We start from the raw sequence: 16,734 nt of genomic DNA, 5'->3' as shown, positions 1-16,734 counted from the left end.
GCGTCCGACAGCGGGCTGTAGGCGAACCAGCCGAAGTCCGCGGCACCCTGCGGGGTGAGGAAGCCACCGACCGCGATGGTCGAGCCGAACAGGTAGAGCCAGTAGGCGAACATGTTCAGCCGCGGGAACGCCACGTCGGGCGCGCCGATCTGCAGCGGCATGATCCAGTTCGTGAAACCGGCGAACAGGGGCGTCGCGAACATCAGCAGCATGATCGTGCCGTGCATCGTGAACGCCTGGTTGAACTGCTCGCTCGACAGGATCTGCAGACCCGGCCGCGCCAGCTCGGCACGCATCAGCAGCGCCATGACGCCGCCGATCAGGAAGAACGCGAACGACGTGACCAGATACAGCGTGCCAATCGTCTTGTGGTCGGTGGTGGTGAGCCACTTGATCACGACGTTACCGGGTTGCTTGCGCCTTACCGGCAGCTCGTCCGCGTAGTGGGACTCTGCTGCCGCGGCACCCTGAGGTTCGTTGAGGATGCTCACAGGTTGTTCGTCTCCCGGTTCTTCTCGTGGCTCGTCTGCGCGATGCCAGCGGGGATGTAACCGGTCTGCCCCTTCTTGGCGAGGTCCTTGAGGTGCTGCTGGTAGCGCTCCGGCGAGACGACCTTCACGTTGAACAGCATCCGGGAGTGGTCGACGCCGCAGAGCTCGGCGCACTTGCCGAGGTAGGTGCCTTCCTTGGTGGGGGTCACCTGGAAGGCGTTGGTGTGCCCCGGGACGACGTCCATCTTCATCAGGAACGGCACCACCCAGAAGTCGTGGATGACGTCACGTGAGGTGAGGACGAAGCGGACCGTCTCGCCCTTGGGGAGCCAGAGGGTCGGACCCGGGTTGCCCGTCTGCGGGTTCTTCGTGGCGGGCGTGCCGACGTCGTAGACGCCGCCGGCGTTCGCCGGGAACTCCTTCTTGAACCGGTCCGGGATCGCGGCCAGGTTCTTGTCGGTCGTCGCGTCACCACTGACACCGTCGACGTTCTCGATGTAGTTGAAGCCCCAGCTCCACTGGAAGCCGACGACGTTGACCGTCACATCGGGCTTCTTGTCGAGGCTCAGGAGCTTCGTCTCATCGCGGGCCGTGAAGTAGAACAGCACCGAGACGATGATGAGCGGAACAACCGTGTACAGCGCCTCGATGGGCATGTTGTACCGGGTCTGCGGGGGGATCTCGACCTTGGTGCGGCTGCGCCTGTGGAATACGACGCTCCACATGATCAGGGCCCATACCAGGACGCCGACGGCGAGCGCGGCAGCCCAGGATCCCTGCCACAGGGAGAGGATCCGCGGACCCTCCTCCGTGGTCGGGGTGGGGAAACCAAGGCGAGGGAAGTCCTTGGATGTGCAACCGGTCGCGGTCGCCAGGACCAGGCCCGCAGTCATTGCCTGCAGCAGCTTCCGCCGCATCGGGCGCCGCGGCGAGCGGTCGGAGCCGTTGGGACTCACGTAGCGCCTTCCCGAGAGTCTCGCCCGCGCGGATTGGCTGCGGCCTGCCTTCACGCGGGTCGGTCGCCGCCCTGCGTCGGGCAGGGGTTTGGATGTTTATGCGGACCAAACCCTAGCCGACGCCCTCCGGGGGTTCGCGGGGAGGGTGGCATACGCGCCGCGGGTTACTCCGTGCGTCTAATAGCTCGGGGGATCAGGTGGTTTGGGCGGGTGCGGGTGCGTTGTGGTTGCTCGCGCAGTTCCTCGCGCCCCCATGGAAAGCTCCCGTCCGCTTTAACGTTGGCGTGTGTCCTACTTCGATGCCGCATCCAGCCATCCCCTTCATCCCGTCGCGCGGCAGGCGCTGTTGGCGTCCCTGGACGACGGGTGGGCCGATCCCGCCCGGCTGTACCGGGAGGGGCGCAAGGCGCGGCTGCTGCTGGACGCGGCGCGGGAGGCCGCCGCCGAGGCTGTCGGGTGCCGGGCCGACGAACTCGTCTTCACCTCCTCCGGAACCCGGGCCGTGCACAGCGGTATCGCGGGAGCGCTGGCGGGACGGCGGCGCGTCGGGCGTCACCTGATCGTGTCAGCGGTGGAACACTCTTCCGTGCTCCATTCGGCCGAGACGCTGGTCGCGGACGGCGGTTCGTCCACCGAGGTGCCGGTGGACCGTACGGGTGCGGTGAGCGTGGAGGACTACGCCGGCTCCCTCCGTTCGGACACCGCGCTGGCCTGTCTCCAGTCGGCCAACCACGAGGTGGGGACGGTCCAGCCGGTCGCCGAGGTGGCGGAGGCGTGCCGGGCGGTCGGGGTGCCGTTGCTGGTCGACGCGGCGCAGTCGCTGGGGTGGGGCCCGGTCGAGGGCGCCTGGTCGCTGCTCACGGCGAGCGCGCACAAGTGGGGCGGCCCGGCCGGCGTGGGCCTGCTGGCGGTCCGCAAGGGCGCGCGCTTCGCACCCCAAGGCCCGGTCGACGAACGGGAGTCGGGACGCGCCCCCGGCTTCGAGAACATCCCCGCCGTGGTGGCCGCCGCCGCCTCCCTCCGCGCGGTCCACGCGGAGGCGACCCAGGAGGCGCTACGGCTGCGGGAACTGACGGACCGAATCCGTGCACGGGTGCCGCGACTGGTGCCGGGCGTGGACGTGGTCGGCGATCCCGTCCGGCGCCTGCCCGGGATCGTCACCTTCTCGTGCCTCTACGTCGACGGGGAGAGCCTCCTGCACGCGCTCGACCGCGCCGGGTTCTCCGTCTCGTCCGGCTCGTCCTGCACGAGCAGCACCCTGACGCCCAGCCATGTGCTGAAGGCGATGGGCGTCCTGAGTGAGGGAAACGTGCGGGTGTCGTTGCCGCTCGGCGCGACGGAGGAGGACGTCGAACGCTTCCTCGCCGTGCTGCCGGACGCGGTGGCCGGAGTCCGCGAGGAACTGGGGGCGCGGACCCCGGTGACCGCCGTGGAGGAGGACGTCCTGGTCGTGGACGCCCTCGGCAAGCGCTGCCCGATCCCCGTCATCGAACTGGCGAAGGTCATCGGCGATGTGCCGGTGGGCGGGACGGTCCGGGTCCTCTCGGACGACGAAGCGGCCCGCCTGGACATCCCGGCCTGGTGCGAGATGCGGGGCCAGGAGTACATCGGCGAGGAGGAGGGCCCGGCGTATCTGGTCCGCCGGGCGACCTGATCCCCTGCTCCGATCCCTGACCCGATCCCCTGGCCCGATCTCCGCGAGGGGCGGAGATCAGCCCAGGTGCCCTCGCACCTCAGCCGCGGCGTCATGCCCGTACGCCTTGGTGAACCGGTCCATGAAGTGCACGCGCCGCAGCTGGTACTCCTGCGTGCCCACCGTCTCGATCACCAGGGTGGCGAGCATGCAGCCGACCTGCGCCGCCCGCTCCAGGGAGACCCCCCACGCGAGGCCCGAGAGGAATCCCGCGCGGAACGCGTCGCCGACGCCCGTGGGGTCAGCCTTGCGCTCCTCCTCCGCGCAGCCGACCTCGATCGGGTCGGCCCCGACGCTCTCGATCCGGACACCGTGCGCGCCGAGCGTGGTCACCCGGTGCCCGACCTTCGCCAGGATCTCCTCGTCGCTCCAGCCGGTCTTGGACTCGATGAGCCCCTTCTCGTACTCGTTCGAGAAGAGGTACGCCGAACCCTCCAGCAGGATGCGGATGTTGTCGCCGTCCATGCGCGCGATCTGCTGGGAGAAGTCCGCGGCGAAGGGGATGGAACGGGTCCGGCACTCCTCCGTGTGGCGGAGCATCGCCTCGGGGTCGTCGGCGCCGATGAGGACCAGGTCGAGGCCGCCCACGCGGTCGGCGACGGTCTTCAGCTCGATCTGCCGGGCCTCGCTCATGGCGCCGGTGTAGAAGGAACCGATCTGGTTGTGGTCGGCGTCCGTGGTGCACACGAAGCGGGCGGTGTGCAGCGTCTCGGAGATCCGGACCGAGTCCGTGTCCACACCGTGCCGGTCAAGCCAGTCGCGGTACTCGGCGAAGTCGGAGCCGGCCGCGCCGACCAGGATCGGCTTGGTGCCGAGCTGGCCCATGCCGAAGGCGATGTTGGCCCCGACGCCGCCCCGGCGCACGTCGAGGTTGTCGACCAGGAAGGAGAGCGACACCGTGTGCAACTGGTCCGCGACCAGCTGGTCGGCGAAGCGGCCGGGGAAGGTCATGAGGTGGTCGGTGGCGATGGAGCCGGTGACTGCGATGCGCACGGCGAGGACTCTCCTGAGGGAGGCTGCGTTGACAGTTCACGCTACCCGGTCGGCACGGTGGCTCTGAAGCGGCCAAAACTACCCGATAGTAGATCTTTCTTCGCGGGCTGAAGCGTGTCTACGGTGCCGTTATGGCGAACCTTGATGTGCACACCGCCCTTCCGGTCCGTTTCGACGGCGAGGGCGAGACCGGTCTCGCGGCGCTGCGCGGCGACTGCGCCCGGATGGCTCCCCACTGGACGGTTCCGGACCGGATCGTCTCCCGTCCGGTGTCGCCGTCCCGCATCAACGGCGTGACCGTGCCGCCGGCATCGGCCCGGCTGCTCGACGGAATGTCCGAGTACGGCGACTGAGCGGAGCCTCTCGGCCGGATCGGCGCGTTCGGGGGAACCGTGCGCCCCCTCGCTGCGTCCCATCGCCGTCCCCCGTAAAGGGGATGCGGGATACGACCCTTCCGTCCGCCTCTTTGACAGGGGCGGGTCAGGGTCACGGGACAGTTGCGCAGCCGAAGGAGCGATGCGGTGAACACCGAGCGACCCGACAACGACGACACGACCGGCACGCCCGGTGACGTGCGGGGTGCGAGGGGCTCCGCCGCGGGGATCGAGGGGGCCGGGGCCGACGGGGCCGAGGTCGGCAAGGCCGGGGAGGACCGGACCGACACCGACACCGACACCGACACCGACACCGACACCGACCGCACCGGAACCGGCCGAGCCGAAGTGGACGGCCGTAAGGAAGAGGACGGTCGTAAGGAAGAGGCCGCCGCAACGGCGTCCGGCGCAGAGGCCGGTTCTACGGCGTCCGGCGCGGCTGCGGCTTCCACCGAATCCGGTGCCGAGGCCGGGCCCGGTCGGCCGGACGGGACCGAGTCCACCGGGTCCGACGCCGAGGTGGGCCGGCCGGAAGCCGCCGAGCCCACGTCCCCCGGGACCGACGACCCGCACCCCCGGCGGTCCCGCTCCCCGCTGGTCGTCGCTTCCGTGGCCGCCGCCGTGCTGCTGGTCGGTGGCGGCGGAGCGTATCTCGCGGCGTCCTCCTCGTCCGGCGCGGGGGACGGGACCGGGAGCGGGACCGGCTCGTCCGGTGCGGACGGTACTCCCCCGCCGCTCGCGCTCGACGGCTACTCCTCCGGCGGGACCGGCGGGATCGCGGCCGGTGAGCCGAATCCGTACGGCGTGACCTATCAGGCCGCGGGGAGCCTGCCCGGCGGACCGGAGTCCGCGGCCGTGTACGCCCCGCAGGGTGACGTCACCAAGGACGCGGTCGTCCGGCTCGCGCGGGCGCTCGGGGTCGCGGGAACGCCGGTGGCCGAGGGGCAGGTCTGGAAGGTCGGCGGACAGGACGGCACCGGGCCGAGTCTCCAGGTGAACAAGGCCGCGCCGGGCATGTGGACGTTCACCCGCTACGCCCCCGGCACCGACGACTGCACCGGCACGGTCACCTGCCGGAAGGACCCGGCCGCGCCCGCCGTCGACCCGGTGAGTGTCGCCGCGGCGAAGCAGGCCGCCGCCCCGGTCCTCAAGGCCGTCGGTCAGGACGACGCGAAGGTCGACGCGAGCCAGCTCATGGGCGCGCAGCGGGTGGTGAACGCCGAGCCGGTGATCGGCGGGCTGCCGACGCATGGCTGGACCACCGGGCTGACGGTCGGCGCCCAGGGAGAAGTGGTGGGCGGCAGCGGGCAGTTGGCGGCGCCGGTGAAGGGTGACGTCTATCCGGTGCTGAGTGCGCGCAAGACGCTGGACCTGATGAACGCGGCGCCGGGGTCGGATCACCGTATGGGCATCGGGGGGTGCGCCAGCCCCGTACCGCTGAAGGACCGGCTGGAGGCCCCCTGCGGTGCGTCGACCGCCTCCCCCGCCACTCCGACGCAGGCCCCGACCGTCGTCGAGCACGCGGAGTTCGGGCTCGCCGTGCACTCCGTGGGCGGGAAGCAGACGCTGGTGCCGTCCTGGCTGTTCGAGGTGCGGCAGCCGGGCGGGCAGGACGGCTTCACGGTGACGTACCCGGCGATCGACCCGAAGTACCTGACCTCCGCCGCCACGCCCGCCCCTACGGCGAGTTCGTCGGCGACGGCGGCTCCGCACGACGTCAAGGCGGACGGTTACACGGCCGACGGGAAGAGTCTCACCGTGGCCTTCACCGGCGGGGTGTGCGCCGACTACCGGACGTCGGCCGTGGAGAGTTCGGGCCGGGTGACGGTCACGGTGACCGCGACCCCGTGGCCGAAGAAGATCTGCGTCATGATCGCCAAGGTCTACCACCAGACCGTGCAGCTGAAGGCGCCGCTCGGCGACCGGAAGGTGACGGGCGCGGACGGCAGGGCGATCCCCGTGGAGCAGAAGGTGGAGGTCGGCGCCGGGCCCTCGCTCGCGCGGTAGCCACGGCACCGGAAGAGCACGAAGGCGGCGGCCCTGTCGGAGGGGGCCGCCGCCTTCGTTCCGCTCAGTCGCGCGACGCGGCCTGTCGGCCACGCGCGACGCGTCCGGTCTAGCTGAACGAGTCGCCGCAGGCGCAGGAGCCCGTCGCGTTCGGGTTGTCGATCGTGAAGCCCTGCTTCTCGATGGTGTCCACGAAGTCGATGGAGGCGCCGCCCAGGTACGGGGCGCTCATGCGGTCGGTGACGACCTTGACTCCGCCGAAGTCCTTGACGACGTCGCCGTCGAGGGAACGCTCGTCGAAGAAGAGCTGGTAACGCAGGCCGGAGCAGCCGCCGGGCTGGACGGCGACGCGCAGGGCCAGGTCGTCACGGCCTTCCTGGTCGAGCAGGGCCTTGACCTTCGCCGCGGCGGCGTCGGACAGGATGATGCCGTCGGTGACGGTGCTGGTCTCGTCCGATACGGACATCTACATCTCTCCCGGGTTGTACGGAGACTGCTTGCCGACGATGTCAACCGCCGGGGCCGGGGATTCATTCCGGACCATCTCCGGTGTCTTTCCCCTGGCTCCTCTCTCCATGCTCGCACACGCCCGCAAGGTCCCCCCGCCGAGCGGCCGGAGGGCGTCCGCCGGGATTGATGTCACATCGACGACATCGCCATCGTCAAACTGACGTGAAGCGGTTATGATAGATAACGTCAATTCGACGAAAAGGCACGTTCTCTCCACCGGAACAGCCGGCAGAAGAGCCCAGCCCGCAGAACAGAAAGGGTGCGTGTCGTGACCACCGCCCAGACCCAGGAGCTCGACGTACAGCCGACGCCCCTCGCCCTGCTCCTTCTCGGCCGTGCGGCCGACCCGAGCAGCGAGCGCGGTGTCGAGTGCCCCGGCGACCTGCCCTCGCCGTCCGACCCCGACCTGGTCGAGCGGGCCCGCGCGGCCAAGGAGAAGCTCGGCGACAAGGTCTTCGTGCTCGGCCACCACTACCAGCGCGACGAGGTCATCCAGTTCGCCGATGTCACGGGCGACTCCTTCAAGCTGGCCCGGGACGCCGCCGCGCGCCCCGAGGCGGAGTACATCGTGTTCTGCGGTGTGCACTTCATGGCGGAGTCCGCGGACATCCTCACCGGCGACGACCAGAAGGTCGTGCTCCCGGACCTCGCGGCCGGCTGCTCGATGGCCGACATGGCCACCGCCGAGCAGGTCGCCGAGTGCTGGGACGTGCTGACCGAGGCCGGCGTGGCCGACCGGGTCGTGCCGGTGTCGTACATGAACTCGTCCGCCGACATCAAGGCGTTCACGGGCAGGCACGGCGGCACGATCTGCACCTCGTCGAACGCCGAGCGCGCCCTGGAGTGGGCCTTCGAGCAGGGCGAGCAGGTGCTGTTCCTCCCCGACCAGCACCTGGGCCGCAACACCGCCGTCCGCGACCTGGGCATGAGCCTCGACGACTGCGTGCTCTACAACCCGCACAAGCCCAACGGGGGCCTCACCACGGAGCAGTTGAGGTCCGCGAAGATGATCCTGTGGCGCGGCCACTGCTCGGTGCACGGCCGTTTCTCGCTGGAGTCGGTGGAGGACGTGCGGGCCCGGATACCGGGTGTCAACGTCCTCGTGCACCCGGAGTGCAAGAACGAGGTCGTGGCCGCGGCCGACCACGTCGGCTCGACGGAGTACATCATCAAGGCACTCGAAGCCGCCCCGGCCGGTTCGAAGTGGGCCATCGGCACCGAGCTGAATCTCGTACGCCGGCTCGCGCATCGTTTCGCCCCCGAGGGCAAGGAGATCGTCTTCCTCGACAAGACGGTCTGCTTCTGCTCGACGATGAACCGCATCGACCTCCCCCACCTGGTGTGGACCCTGGAGTCCCTCGCCGAGGGCAAGCTGGTCAACCGCATCGAGGTGGACAAGGAGACGGAGGCGTTCGCCAAGCTGGCGCTTGAGCGGATGCTGGCACTGCCGTAGCCGTACCGGGCTACTCCACCCGCGGCCGGACCAGCCCCGACTCGTAGGCGATGACGACGAGTTGGGCCCGGTCGCGGGCGCCGAGCTTGGACATGGCGCGGTTGACGTGGGTCTTCACCGTCAGCGGGCTGACCTCCAGGCGTTCGGCGATCTCGTCGTTCGAGTGGCCGCCCGCGACCTGGACGAGGACCTCGCGTTCGCGGACGGTGAGGGCGTCGAGCCGTTCGGCGCGGGCCGGGTCGCGGTCGTCGTCCAGGTCACCGCCCTGGGCGAGGAAGCGGGCGATCAGGCCCTTGGTCGCCACCGGGGAGAGCAGCGCCTCGCCCGCCGCCGCGACCCTGATCGCGCTCAGCAGTTCCTCCGGCTCGGAACCCTTTCCCAGGAAGCCGGACGCGCCCGCGCGCAGGGACTGCACCACGTAGTCGTCGACCTCGAAGGTCGTCAGTATCACCACCCGGACATGGGCGAGCGACGGGTCCGCGCTGATCATCCGGGTCGCGGCGAGGCCGTCCGTGCCGGGCATCCGGATGTCCATCAGCACGACGTCGGCCCGCTCCTCCTTGGCCAGCCGCACGGCCTGCGCGCCGTCCGAGGCCTCTCCCACGACCTCCATGTCCGGCTCCGAGTCGACGAGCACGCGAAAGGCGCTGCGCAGCAGGGCCTGGTCGTCGGCGAGCAGGACACGGATCGTCGTCATACGGGGTCCCCCGAGGCACGTGGGCGGGTCTTGACCGGCAGGATCGCATGGACGCGGAAGCCGCCTCCGTAGCGGGGACCGGTGGTGAGGGTGCCGCGCAGGGCGGTGACGCGCTCGCGCATGCCGAGCAGGCCGTGGCCGCCGCCGGAGTCGGGAGCCTCGTCCTCGCCCGGCTCACCGGGCTCGCCGGAGCCGTTGTCGAGGACGGTGACCTCCACGTTCGGGCCCACCCTGACCACGCTGACCTCGGCCTTGGCCTCCGTACCGGCGTGCTTGCGGACGTTGGTGAGGGCTTCCTGGATGACGCGGTAGGCGGCCAGGTCGACGGCCGCGGGCAGTTCGGTGCCGTTGTCGGCGCGGGCCACCTCGACGTGCAGGCCCGCGCTGCGGAAGGTGCCGGCGAGTTCTTCGAGACGGTCGAGTCCCGGTGCCGGTTCGGTGGGGGCCTCGGGGTCGCCGGACTGGCGCAACAGGCCGACGGTGGCCCGGAGTTCGTTGAGCGCGGACCGGCTGGCCTCGCGCACGTGCGCGAGCGCCTCCTTGGCCTGGTCGGGCCGCTTGTCCATGACGTGCGCGGCGACTCCGGCCTGGACGTTGACCAGGGCGATGTGGTGCGCGACCACGTCGTGCAGGTCCCGGGCGATGCGCAGCCGCTCCTCGGCGACCCTCCGGCGGGCCTCCTCCTCCCGGGTGCGTTCGGCCCGTTCGGCACGCTCCCTCATGGCGTGCACGAACTCCTTGCGGCTGCGTACGGCGTCGCCCGCGGCGGCGGCCATGCCGGTCCAGGCGAAGATGCCGAGGTTCTCCTGGGCGTACCACGGGAGGGGGCCGCCGAGCATCGCGGCGCCGGTCAGCACGGTCATCGTGAGCAGGGCGACGCGCCAGGTCGTGGAGCGGTCGGTGGTGACGGCGACGGTGAACAGGGCGACCACGGCGCACATCGCGACCGGGGCGCGGGGGTCGCTGGTGACGCTCTCGACGAGGGACGCGGTGGCCGTGACGGCGAGCACCAGCATGGGGGCGCGGCGGCGCTTGACCAGTGCGACGGCGCCGACCGCCATCAGGATCAGGCTGAGGGTGTCGGGGGTGCGGACGCCCCAGCTGACGCCGTGGTCGCCGTGCGGGTCGACGAAGGAACCGACGACCATGCAGACCAGCACGGCTGCGGCGAGGGCGACGTCCAGGGCCGAGGGGTGGGCGTTCGCCCGGCAGCGGGCTCGGTCGAAGGCGGTCATTCCGGCAACGGGGTTCCTGTGGTGGTGCGGAGTGGGCGTGGGCGTGCCGGGACCCGCGACGGCAACCGAGGCCGGCGCCGTGGAAGGACGCGGAAGGCGCCGTCCTCTACCCCGGGATCAAACCGTCGTCGCTCAGCAGGTCCCGGACCTCCTCCAGAGTGGCGTCCGGGGACGGGAGGATCAGCTCGGAGGGTTCCAGGGAGTCGTCCGGCAGCGGCTCGCCCAGTTCGCGGACCTTCGACAGGAGTGCCTGGAGGGTCTCGCGGAAGGCGGGGCCGTCTCCGTTGCGCACTTCTGCCAGGAGTACGTCGTCCAGCTTGTTCAGCTCGGTGAGGTGGCCGTCGGCCAGCCTCACCTGCCCCTCCCCCATGATCCGTACGATCATGTCGCCCTCCTCAGGCGTGGGCCTACTGCTTGTCGAAACGCGGGGTGTCCTGCGGCTGCTGCGGCTGCGCCTTGTCGGTGCCGCCCTCGATCGCCTGCTGCGGAGCGGACGAGCCGCCGGCCAGCTCCGCCTTCATGCGCTGGAGTTCCAGCTCTACATCCGTACCACCGGACAGGCGTTCCAGCTCGGCCTGGATGTCGTCCTTGGCCATGCCGGTCGGGTCGTCCAGGGCGCCGGAGGCGAGGAGCTCGTCGATCGCGCCGGCGCGGGCCTGGAGCTGCTGGGTCTTGTCCTCGGCCCGCTGGATCGCCAGGCCGACGTCGCCCATCTCCTCGGAGATGCCGCTGAAGGCCTCGCCGATCCGGGTCTGTGCCTGGGCCGCCGTGTACGTGGCCTTGATGGTCTCCTTCTTCGTGCGGAAGGCGTCCACCTTGGCCTGGAGGCGCTGGGCCGCGAGGGTGAGCTTCTCCTCCTCGCCCTGGAGGGTCGTGTGCTGCGTCTCCAGGTCGGTCACCTGCTGCTGGAGCGCGGCGCGGCGCGAGAGCGCCTCGCGGGCCAGGTCCTCGCGGCCGAGGGCGAGCGCCTTGCGGCCCTGGTCCTCCAGCTTGGAGGACTGCGACTGCAGCTGGTTGAGCTGGAGCTCCAGACGCTTGCGGGAGGTGGCGACGTCGGCCACACCCCGGCGCACCTTCTGAAGCAGCTCCAGCTGCTTCTGGTACGAGTAATCGAGGGTTTCGCGCGGGTCCTCGGCCCGGTCAAGGGCCTTGTTCGCCTTCGCGCGGAAGATCATCCCCATACGCTTCATGACACCGCTCATGGGCTTCGCGCGCCCCCTTCTGACGGACTCCAGCTCCAGCGACTGCAACAGAACCCACAGTACGGGCCCTGCATCCATTACCGCACTGTTCGGGGACGGATGCGCTCATCCCCAAGGACGACTGACCCCGGTTCCGATCCGGCGTAAGGAGTAGGTGCTCCCCTGGGAGGACCCCTCACGACGTCCTTCTCTGTCCCCCTACAGACGACTGGTGTTGCCGGATCGTTCCCCACGGGGCTGGGGTCCAACCCCATTCACCCCTTACCCTTGGGTTTTGTGTTCCGTAGCCGCGCCAAGGAAGAGAAGGCGGCGACCACCGACAAGGTGTCGCTGACCGACTCCAAGATGCCCCGAGACCCTCAGGCCCCGAAGGGTCGGCCCACGCCCAAGCGCAGTGAGTCACAGACTCAGCGCCGCAGCGTCGCCAACTCCTCGATGACGCGCAAGGACGCCTCCAAGCGCCAGCGCGACGAGCGGCGCCTGGCGATGGAGAAGCAGCGCCAGGCGCTCGCCGGCCGGGGCAACGAGCGGGACCTGCCGCTCCGTGACCGGGGCCCGATCCGCAAGTTCGGGCGCGACTACGTGGACTCGCGGATCAACATCGCCGAGTTCTTCCTGCCGCTGGCCGTGGTGATCCTGGTGCTCAGCGTGGTGCAGATCCCCGCGCTGCAGAACATCGCGCTGCTGCTGTGGCTCGTGGTGATCGTGCTGATCGTGGTCGACTCCTTCTGGAGCGCGTTCAAGCTGCGCAAGCTGCTCGCCGAGCGCTTCCCGGGTCAGGACACCAAGGGCACCGTCCGTTACGCCCTGATGCGATCCCTCCAGATGCGTCGACTCCGGCTGCCGAAGCCGCTGGTCAAGCGCGGAGAGCGGCCCTGAGCGCGGACTCCTTCTCCGGGGGCGCGGCGGACGCCTGGCTGAGCAGGCTGGGCGGGCTGCGGGATGTCGTACGCCAGGAGCTGGTGGCCCGGCAGCTCGACGAGCAGATAGCCGGCCGGTATCCGGTCGGACAGCGGCTGCGGGTGCTCGACGTCGGGATGGGCCAGGGCACGCAGGCCCTGCGGCTGGCCCGGGCCGGGCATCAGGTGACCGGGCTGGAGCAGGAACCGAAGATGATCGCCACCGCCCGTGCGGCGCTGGCCGGTGAGCCCGAGGGCATCCGGGAGCGGGTGCGGATCATCGAGGGCGACGGCCGGGACACCGGCGTGCACTTCCTGCCGGGCAGTTTCGACGTCGTGCTCTGTCACGGCGTCCTCATGTACGTGTCCGAGCCCGATCCGCTGCTCGCGGGGCTCGCCCGGATGCTGGCACCCGGCGGACTGCTGTCGCTGCTGGTGCGGAACGCCGACGCGCTGGCCATGCGGCCCGGACTGTCCTGGGACTGGGCGGGCGCGCTGGGCGCGTTCGACTCCACCGCCTACCGCAACCGGCTCGGTCTCGACGTGCGGGCCGACCGGCTCGGCACCCTGACGGCCACGCTCGCCGGGATCGGGGCGCCGCTCCAGGCCTGGTACGGCGTGCGGGTCTTCACCGACACCGCTCCCGAGGGCGTGGAGATCCCGGCGGACGTCGAATCGCTGGTGGCCGCCGAGGAGCGGGCCGGGCGGACCGACCCATATCGCGCGGTGGCCGCGCTGCTGCATCTGTGCGGCGTGCGGGGCTGAGCGCGCGCCCCTCCCCGGGGCCCGTTCGGGTCAGCAGTACGAGCCGGACATTCACCCCGAAGAGACACTCGCGGTATGGACTCCTCCCGCACCCGCTTCCGCGCCCCGCGGCCGGTCGCCCTGCTCGCCGGTCTCGCCTGTTCCCTCGCGCTGGTCGCCGGATGTTCCGGCTCCGGTTCACCGGCGGCCTCCTCGTCGAAGAAGGACGGCTCGACCACCCAGGCCGCCGAGGCCGCCGTACCGATGGCGGGCGGCGACCTGCAGAGCGACTACCTGAAGGTGATCAAGGAGGTCCTGCCGTCGGTCGTGCAGATCCAGGCCAGCAGTGACCTGGGATCGGGGATCGTGTACGACGGCCAGGGGCACATCGTCACCAACGCGCATGTCGTCGGGAACGAGAAGACCTTCAAGGTGACCACCGCGAACAGCGAGGACGTGCTCACCGCGAAGCTCGTCTACTCCTACCCCGAGCAGGACCTCGCCGTCGTCAAGCTGGACAAGGTCCCGGACGGGCTCAAGGCGGCGACCTTCGCGGACTCCTCCAAGGTCGAGGTCGGGCAGATCGTCCTCGCCATGGGCTCACCGCTCGGACTCTCCTCCAGCGTCACCCAGGGCATCGTGTCGGCGACCGGGCGGACCGTCAGCGAGGGCAGCTCCGGCGGCGGTACGGGCGCGACCATCGCCAACATGGTGCAGACCTCGGCGGCGATCAACCCCGGCAACAGCGGGGGCGCGCTGGTGAACCTGAACGGGCAGGTCATCGGCATCCCGACGCTCGCCGCCACCGATCCCGACCTCGGGGGCAGCGCCGCGCCCGGCATCGGGTTCGCGATCCCGTCCTCGATGGTGAAGACGGTCGCCGGCCAGATCGTCAAGGACGGCAAGGTCACCGACTCCGGGCGGGCGGCCCTCGGCATCACCGGCCGTACCGTCGTCGACGACAGCTATCAGGCCGCCGGGGTCGCCGTGGTCGAGGTGAAGGACGGCGGGGCCGCCGACAAGGCGGGGATCCGGCCCGGCGACATCATCACGAAGCTCGGTGACACGGGGATCACCACGATCACCTCGCTGTCGGAGGCCCTGGCCGCCGACAAGCCGGGGCAGCGGACGACGGTGACGTACACGCGGAACGGGGCGTCGACGAAGGCCGACGTCACGCTGGGCGAGCAGTAGCCCTCCGGGGAACGGGGCGGGGGCGGCCGGTGGTTCTCCGGCCGCCCCCGCCCCCTGTGCCCACGACGGGCTACGCGTCCTCGGCGTGCAGGCTCATCGGACCGTAGATCTGTGTGCCGTCCTCGAACAGGAACACCTGGTCCGCGCCGCCGGCGACGAGGTCCTTCCACACCTCGCCGAGCCAGGACTCCGCGTCGCCCTGGGTGGTGAACTCCTCGGGCTGTACCGCGGGTTCGACCTCGGTCCCGTCGGACTTCTCGAACCGCCAGATCCATGCCGCCATGTATGCCTCCCGTGTCTGAGCGCATGCAGACCTGCAGCGTATGCGCTCCGCCGGGTTCGTTGTGATCATGTTGCGGAAGTTTGTCGGGTGCGGCTGAGCGGAGGCTTGTCGCGCCCCTCAGGGGGTCAGGGCGCGCGGGTCTTCCCGTGAGCGGTGAAAATCGACCCGTGGAACTCACTCTGCTCGGCACCGGTGCCCCTGCTGGACTCCCTCGCCCCGGCTGCCCCTGCGCGGCCTGTGCCGTGTCGCTCGGGCCGGACGCCCGGGCGGCCACCGCGGTGCTGGTGGACGGGACCCTGCTGCTCGATCTGACGCCGGGGGCGGCCTTCGCCGCCGCTCGGGCGGGGCATTCGCTGGGCGGTGTGCGGCAGGTGTTGCTGTCGCATCCGCATGACGGTCCTGCGGTGGAGGTGCCCGCCGGGTTGCCGCAGCCGGGGCGGGTGCCGGACGGGCAGGAGCTGGCGTTGCTGACGGGTCACCGGGTGCGCGCGGTCGCCATGGACGCGCCGGGTACCGGGTACGCCGTGACGGGGCCCGACGGACAGCGGGTGCTGTATCTGCCGCCGGGTGGTGCGCCCGCCGGGCTGGAGGAGGGGCGGGTGGAGTCGTACGACATGGTGCTCGCCGACGTCGTGGGGCGGCCGGACGCGCTCGCCAAACTGCGGGCGGTGGGGGCGGTGGGTCCGGCCACCGATGTCGTCGCCGTCCATCTGGACCACGACGTGCCGCCGGGCGCCGAGTCGGCGCGGCGGCTGGCGGCGGTGGGGGCGCGGGCCGTGCCGGACGGGACGACGGTGACCGTGGGGGTGTACGAGGACGTGCCCGATGTGCCCCGGCGGACGCTGGTGCTGGGCGGGGCCCGGTCCGGGAAGTCGGTGGAGGCCGAGCGGCGGCTTGAGGCGTTTCCCGACGTGCTGTACGTCGCCACGGGCGGCTCGCGCAACGGGGACACCGAGTGGGCCTCCCGGGTGTCCGCGCACCGGGACCGGCGGCCCGGGTCGTGGCGCACCGCCGAGACCTGCGACCTGGTGCCGCTGCTGGCGGAGGACGGGCCGCCGCTGCTCATCGACTGTCTGTCGCTGTGGCTGACCGACGCGATGGACTCCGTGGGCGCGTGGGACGACGCCGAGTGGGGGGACCGCGGGGAGAAGCGGCTGCGGGAGCGGGTACGGGAGTTGACCGCCGCCGTGCGCGCGACCCGGCGGACGCTGGTCGCCGTGTCCAACGAGGTCGGCTCGGGGATCGTCCCGGCGACCGCGTCCGGACGCCGGTACCGGGACGAGCTGGGCCGGCTGAACTCCGCGATCGCCGGCGAGTGCGAGCACGTGCTGCTGGTGGTGGCGGGTCAGGCGCTGGCGTTGCGGGGCGGACGGTAGCGGACCGCAAGGACCGGACAGGCCCTAGAGCTGTCGGTTTCTGCGGGCGATCAGGCGTTGCGGGGGCGGGAAGGTGTCCGGGAGGCTGCGGGCTTCCGTGACGAACTCGACGGCGTGGGGCTCCAGTCGGGGGCGGAGGGTGTCCGGGGGGCCTTCCAGGAGGAGGAGGCCGCCGGGGCGCAGGACCGTGAGGGCCGCGTGGAGTTCGGCGTCGGGGTCGGGGGCGGGTGAGCGGTCGCGGAGGAGGGTGACCACGTCGTAGCGGGCCCGGAGGGCGGTCGTGAGGTGCGGGTCCGAGAGGTGGCCGGCGTGGGCCTCCTCGATGCGTTCGGCGGCGCGGGCGCGGACGACGCGGGGGGTGGGGTCGACGCCGTCGAAGGAGGTGTACGGGAAGAACGCCTTCGCCGTCTCCGGGAAGCGGGCGTCGCCCGTGCCGACGTCGAGCCAGCTCTCCGGTTCGGGCAGGAGCCGCAGGATCGCGCGGGCCAGCGCGCGGTGGCGGCGGTACGCGTCGAGAGTGCTGACACGGGTGCTGACACGGGTGCTGACGCGGGTGCGCAGGCTGTTCATGGGCGGCTCCCGAAGACGTACGGCAAAACGGTGCAAAACGATACGTACGGGATCTTG

At 71.0% G+C, this 16,734-nt stretch carries 18 protein-coding genes; 8 read left to right on the top strand and 10 right to left on the bottom strand.

Going from position 1 to position 16,734, the window contains the following annotated elements:
* Both ACIPTO_RS15705 and coxB read right to left on the bottom strand, forming a co-directional pair.
* A partial coding sequence (locus tag ACIPTO_RS15705; protein ID WP_366327312.1) for a cbb3-type cytochrome c oxidase subunit I occupies positions 1 to 491 on the bottom strand: 491 nt, incomplete at its 3' end.
* Entirely contained in the window at positions 488 to 1,447 is a 960-nt protein-coding gene (gene coxB / locus ACIPTO_RS15700; protein WP_328831917.1) for a cytochrome c oxidase subunit II, read from the bottom strand. The genes coxB and ACIPTO_RS15705, both read right to left, overlap by 4 nt.
* A 286-nt stretch (positions 1,448 to 1,733) precedes the next feature.
* Between coxB and ACIPTO_RS15695 the strand changes: the two genes are divergently transcribed.
* A complete protein-coding gene (locus ACIPTO_RS15695) occupies positions 1,734 to 3,101 on the top strand; it encodes a cysteine desulfurase/sulfurtransferase TusA family protein (RefSeq protein ID WP_401192078.1) in 1,368 nt (455 codons plus the stop codon).
* A gap of 57 nt (positions 3,102 to 3,158) precedes the next feature.
* On the opposite strand, the gene ACIPTO_RS15690 is transcribed toward ACIPTO_RS15695, so the two are convergent.
* Positions 3,159 to 4,133, bottom strand: coding sequence for a carbohydrate kinase family protein (locus tag ACIPTO_RS15690; protein ID WP_366327307.1), 975 nt, complete (start codon positions 4,131 to 4,133; stop codon positions 3,159 to 3,161).
* 131 nt (positions 4,134 to 4,264) lie between these two features.
* On the opposite strand from ACIPTO_RS15690, the gene ACIPTO_RS15685 reads away from it, so the two are divergent.
* Complete coding sequence (locus tag ACIPTO_RS15685; RefSeq protein WP_366327305.1) at positions 4,265 to 4,486, top strand: hypothetical protein; 222 nt, start codon at positions 4,265 to 4,267, stop codon at positions 4,484 to 4,486.
* A gap of 168 nt (positions 4,487 to 4,654) precedes the next feature.
* Positions 4,655 to 6,514 carry a hypothetical protein gene (locus tag ACIPTO_RS15680; RefSeq protein ID WP_401192075.1) on the top strand — a complete coding sequence of 620 codons (1,860 nt, stop codon included), beginning with the start codon at positions 4,655 to 4,657 and terminating at the stop codon, positions 6,512 to 6,514.
* Between the two features lie 109 nt (positions 6,515 to 6,623).
* Here the strand turns inward: ACIPTO_RS15680 and ACIPTO_RS15675 are convergent, their stop codons facing one another.
* On the bottom strand, positions 6,624 to 6,980 hold the full coding sequence (locus ACIPTO_RS15675) for an iron-sulfur cluster assembly accessory protein (RefSeq protein ID WP_030582488.1): 357 nt from the start codon (positions 6,978 to 6,980) through the stop codon (positions 6,624 to 6,626).
* 312 nt (positions 6,981 to 7,292) lie between these two features.
* Between ACIPTO_RS15675 and nadA the strand changes: the two genes are divergently transcribed.
* Positions 7,293 to 8,477: a quinolinate synthase NadA gene (gene nadA, locus ACIPTO_RS15670; protein ID WP_401192071.1), complete on the top strand. Its 1,185-nt coding sequence runs from the start codon at positions 7,293 to 7,295 to the stop codon at positions 8,475 to 8,477.
* Between the two features lie 10 nt (positions 8,478 to 8,487).
* Here nadA and ACIPTO_RS15665 read toward each other — a convergent pair whose 3' ends face one another.
* The 4 genes from ACIPTO_RS15665 to ACIPTO_RS15650 all read right to left on the bottom strand — a co-directional run bounded on the left by ACIPTO_RS15665 (position 8,488) and on the right by ACIPTO_RS15650 (position 11,611).
* On the bottom strand, positions 8,488 to 9,174 hold the full coding sequence (locus ACIPTO_RS15665; protein ID WP_366327299.1) for a response regulator transcription factor: 687 nt from the start codon (positions 9,172 to 9,174) through the stop codon (positions 8,488 to 8,490).
* Positions 9,171 to 10,409, bottom strand: coding sequence for a sensor histidine kinase (locus ACIPTO_RS15660; RefSeq protein ID WP_366327297.1), 1,239 nt, complete (start codon positions 10,407 to 10,409; stop codon positions 9,171 to 9,173). Before ACIPTO_RS15660 ends, ACIPTO_RS15665 begins: the two co-directional genes overlap by 4 nt.
* 106 nt (positions 10,410 to 10,515) lie before the next feature.
* Positions 10,516 to 10,794, bottom strand: coding sequence for a hypothetical protein (locus ACIPTO_RS15655; RefSeq protein WP_366327295.1), 279 nt, complete (start codon positions 10,792 to 10,794; stop codon positions 10,516 to 10,518).
* Positions 10,795 to 10,816: 22 nt separating this feature from the next.
* The gene (locus ACIPTO_RS15650; RefSeq protein ID WP_366327293.1) at positions 10,817 to 11,611 is read right to left on the bottom strand and encodes a PspA/IM30 family protein; all 795 of its coding nucleotides are present in this window, start codon (positions 11,609 to 11,611) and stop codon (positions 10,817 to 10,819) included.
* 324 nt (positions 11,612 to 11,935) lie between these two features.
* Between ACIPTO_RS15650 and ACIPTO_RS15645 the strand changes: the two genes are divergently transcribed.
* The 3 genes from ACIPTO_RS15645 to ACIPTO_RS15635 all read left to right on the top strand — a co-directional run bounded on the left by ACIPTO_RS15645 (position 11,936) and on the right by ACIPTO_RS15635 (position 14,448).
* Positions 11,936 to 12,490, top strand: a complete 555-nt coding sequence (locus ACIPTO_RS15645; protein WP_366327314.1) for a DUF3043 domain-containing protein — start codon at positions 11,936 to 11,938, stop codon at positions 12,488 to 12,490.
* A gap of 83 nt (positions 12,491 to 12,573) precedes the next feature.
* Positions 12,574 to 13,275 carry a class I SAM-dependent methyltransferase gene (locus ACIPTO_RS15640; RefSeq protein WP_401192067.1) on the top strand — a complete coding sequence of 234 codons (702 nt, stop codon included), beginning with the start codon at positions 12,574 to 12,576 and terminating at the stop codon, positions 13,273 to 13,275.
* 75 nt (positions 13,276 to 13,350) lie between these two features.
* The gene (locus tag ACIPTO_RS15635; protein ID WP_401192065.1) at positions 13,351 to 14,448 is read left to right on the top strand and encodes a S1C family serine protease; all 1,098 of its coding nucleotides are present in this window, start codon (positions 13,351 to 13,353) and stop codon (positions 14,446 to 14,448) included.
* Between the two features lie 70 nt (positions 14,449 to 14,518).
* Here ACIPTO_RS15635 and ACIPTO_RS15630 read toward each other — a convergent pair whose 3' ends face one another.
* The gene (locus ACIPTO_RS15630; protein WP_266767875.1) at positions 14,519 to 14,731 is read right to left on the bottom strand and encodes a hypothetical protein; all 213 of its coding nucleotides are present in this window, start codon (positions 14,729 to 14,731) and stop codon (positions 14,519 to 14,521) included.
* Between the two features lie 167 nt (positions 14,732 to 14,898).
* On the opposite strand from ACIPTO_RS15630, the gene ACIPTO_RS15625 reads away from it, so the two are divergent.
* A complete protein-coding gene (locus ACIPTO_RS15625) occupies positions 14,899 to 16,107 on the top strand; it encodes a bifunctional adenosylcobinamide kinase/adenosylcobinamide-phosphate guanylyltransferase (protein ID WP_401192062.1) in 1,209 nt (402 codons plus the stop codon).
* 24 nt (positions 16,108 to 16,131) lie between these two features.
* Here the strand turns inward: ACIPTO_RS15625 and ACIPTO_RS15620 are convergent, their stop codons facing one another.
* Entirely contained in the window at positions 16,132 to 16,677 is a 546-nt protein-coding gene (locus ACIPTO_RS15620; protein ID WP_401192060.1) for a methyltransferase domain-containing protein, read from the bottom strand.
* Between the last annotated feature and the right edge of the window lie 57 nt (positions 16,678 to 16,734).

Origin of the sequence: Streptomyces sp. NPDC090083, assembly GCF_044747445.1 — a bacterium.
GTDB lineage: Bacteria > Actinomycetota > Actinomycetes > Streptomycetales > Streptomycetaceae > Streptomyces.
Note: the sequence above shows the minus strand (reverse complement) of the source record. Positions and strands in the feature narration are given on the sequence as shown.

What these genes read in the sequence shown, in the direction of transcription:
- ACIPTO_RS15665 (WP_366327299.1), bottom strand. Translation starts at nt 9,174, where the DNA reads ATGACGACGATCCGTGTCCTGCTCGCCGACGACCAGGCCCTGCTGCGC.
- ACIPTO_RS15650 (WP_366327293.1), bottom strand. Translation starts at nt 11,611, where the DNA reads ATGAGCGGTGTCATGAAGCGTATGGGGATGATCTTCCGCGCGAAGGCG.
- ACIPTO_RS15620 (WP_401192060.1), bottom strand. Translation starts at nt 16,677, where the DNA reads ATGAACAGCCTGCGCACCCGCGTCAGCACCCGTGTCAGCACCCGTGTC.
- ACIPTO_RS15675 (WP_030582488.1), bottom strand. Translation starts at nt 6,980, where the DNA reads ATGTCCGTATCGGACGAGACCAGCACCGTCACCGACGGCATCATCCTG.
- ACIPTO_RS15630 (WP_266767875.1), bottom strand. Translation starts at nt 14,731, where the DNA reads ATGGCGGCATGGATCTGGCGGTTCGAGAAGTCCGACGGGACCGAGGTC.
- ACIPTO_RS15660 (WP_366327297.1), bottom strand. Translation starts at nt 10,409, where the DNA reads ATGACCGCCTTCGACCGAGCCCGCTGCCGGGCGAACGCCCACCCCTCG.
- ACIPTO_RS15685 (WP_366327305.1), top strand. Translation starts at nt 4,265, where the DNA reads ATGGCGAACCTTGATGTGCACACCGCCCTTCCGGTCCGTTTCGACGGC.
- ACIPTO_RS15655 (WP_366327295.1), bottom strand. Translation starts at nt 10,794, where the DNA reads ATGATCGTACGGATCATGGGGGAGGGGCAGGTGAGGCTGGCCGACGGC.
- ACIPTO_RS15635 (WP_401192065.1), top strand. Translation starts at nt 13,351, where the DNA reads ATGGACTCCTCCCGCACCCGCTTCCGCGCCCCGCGGCCGGTCGCCCTG.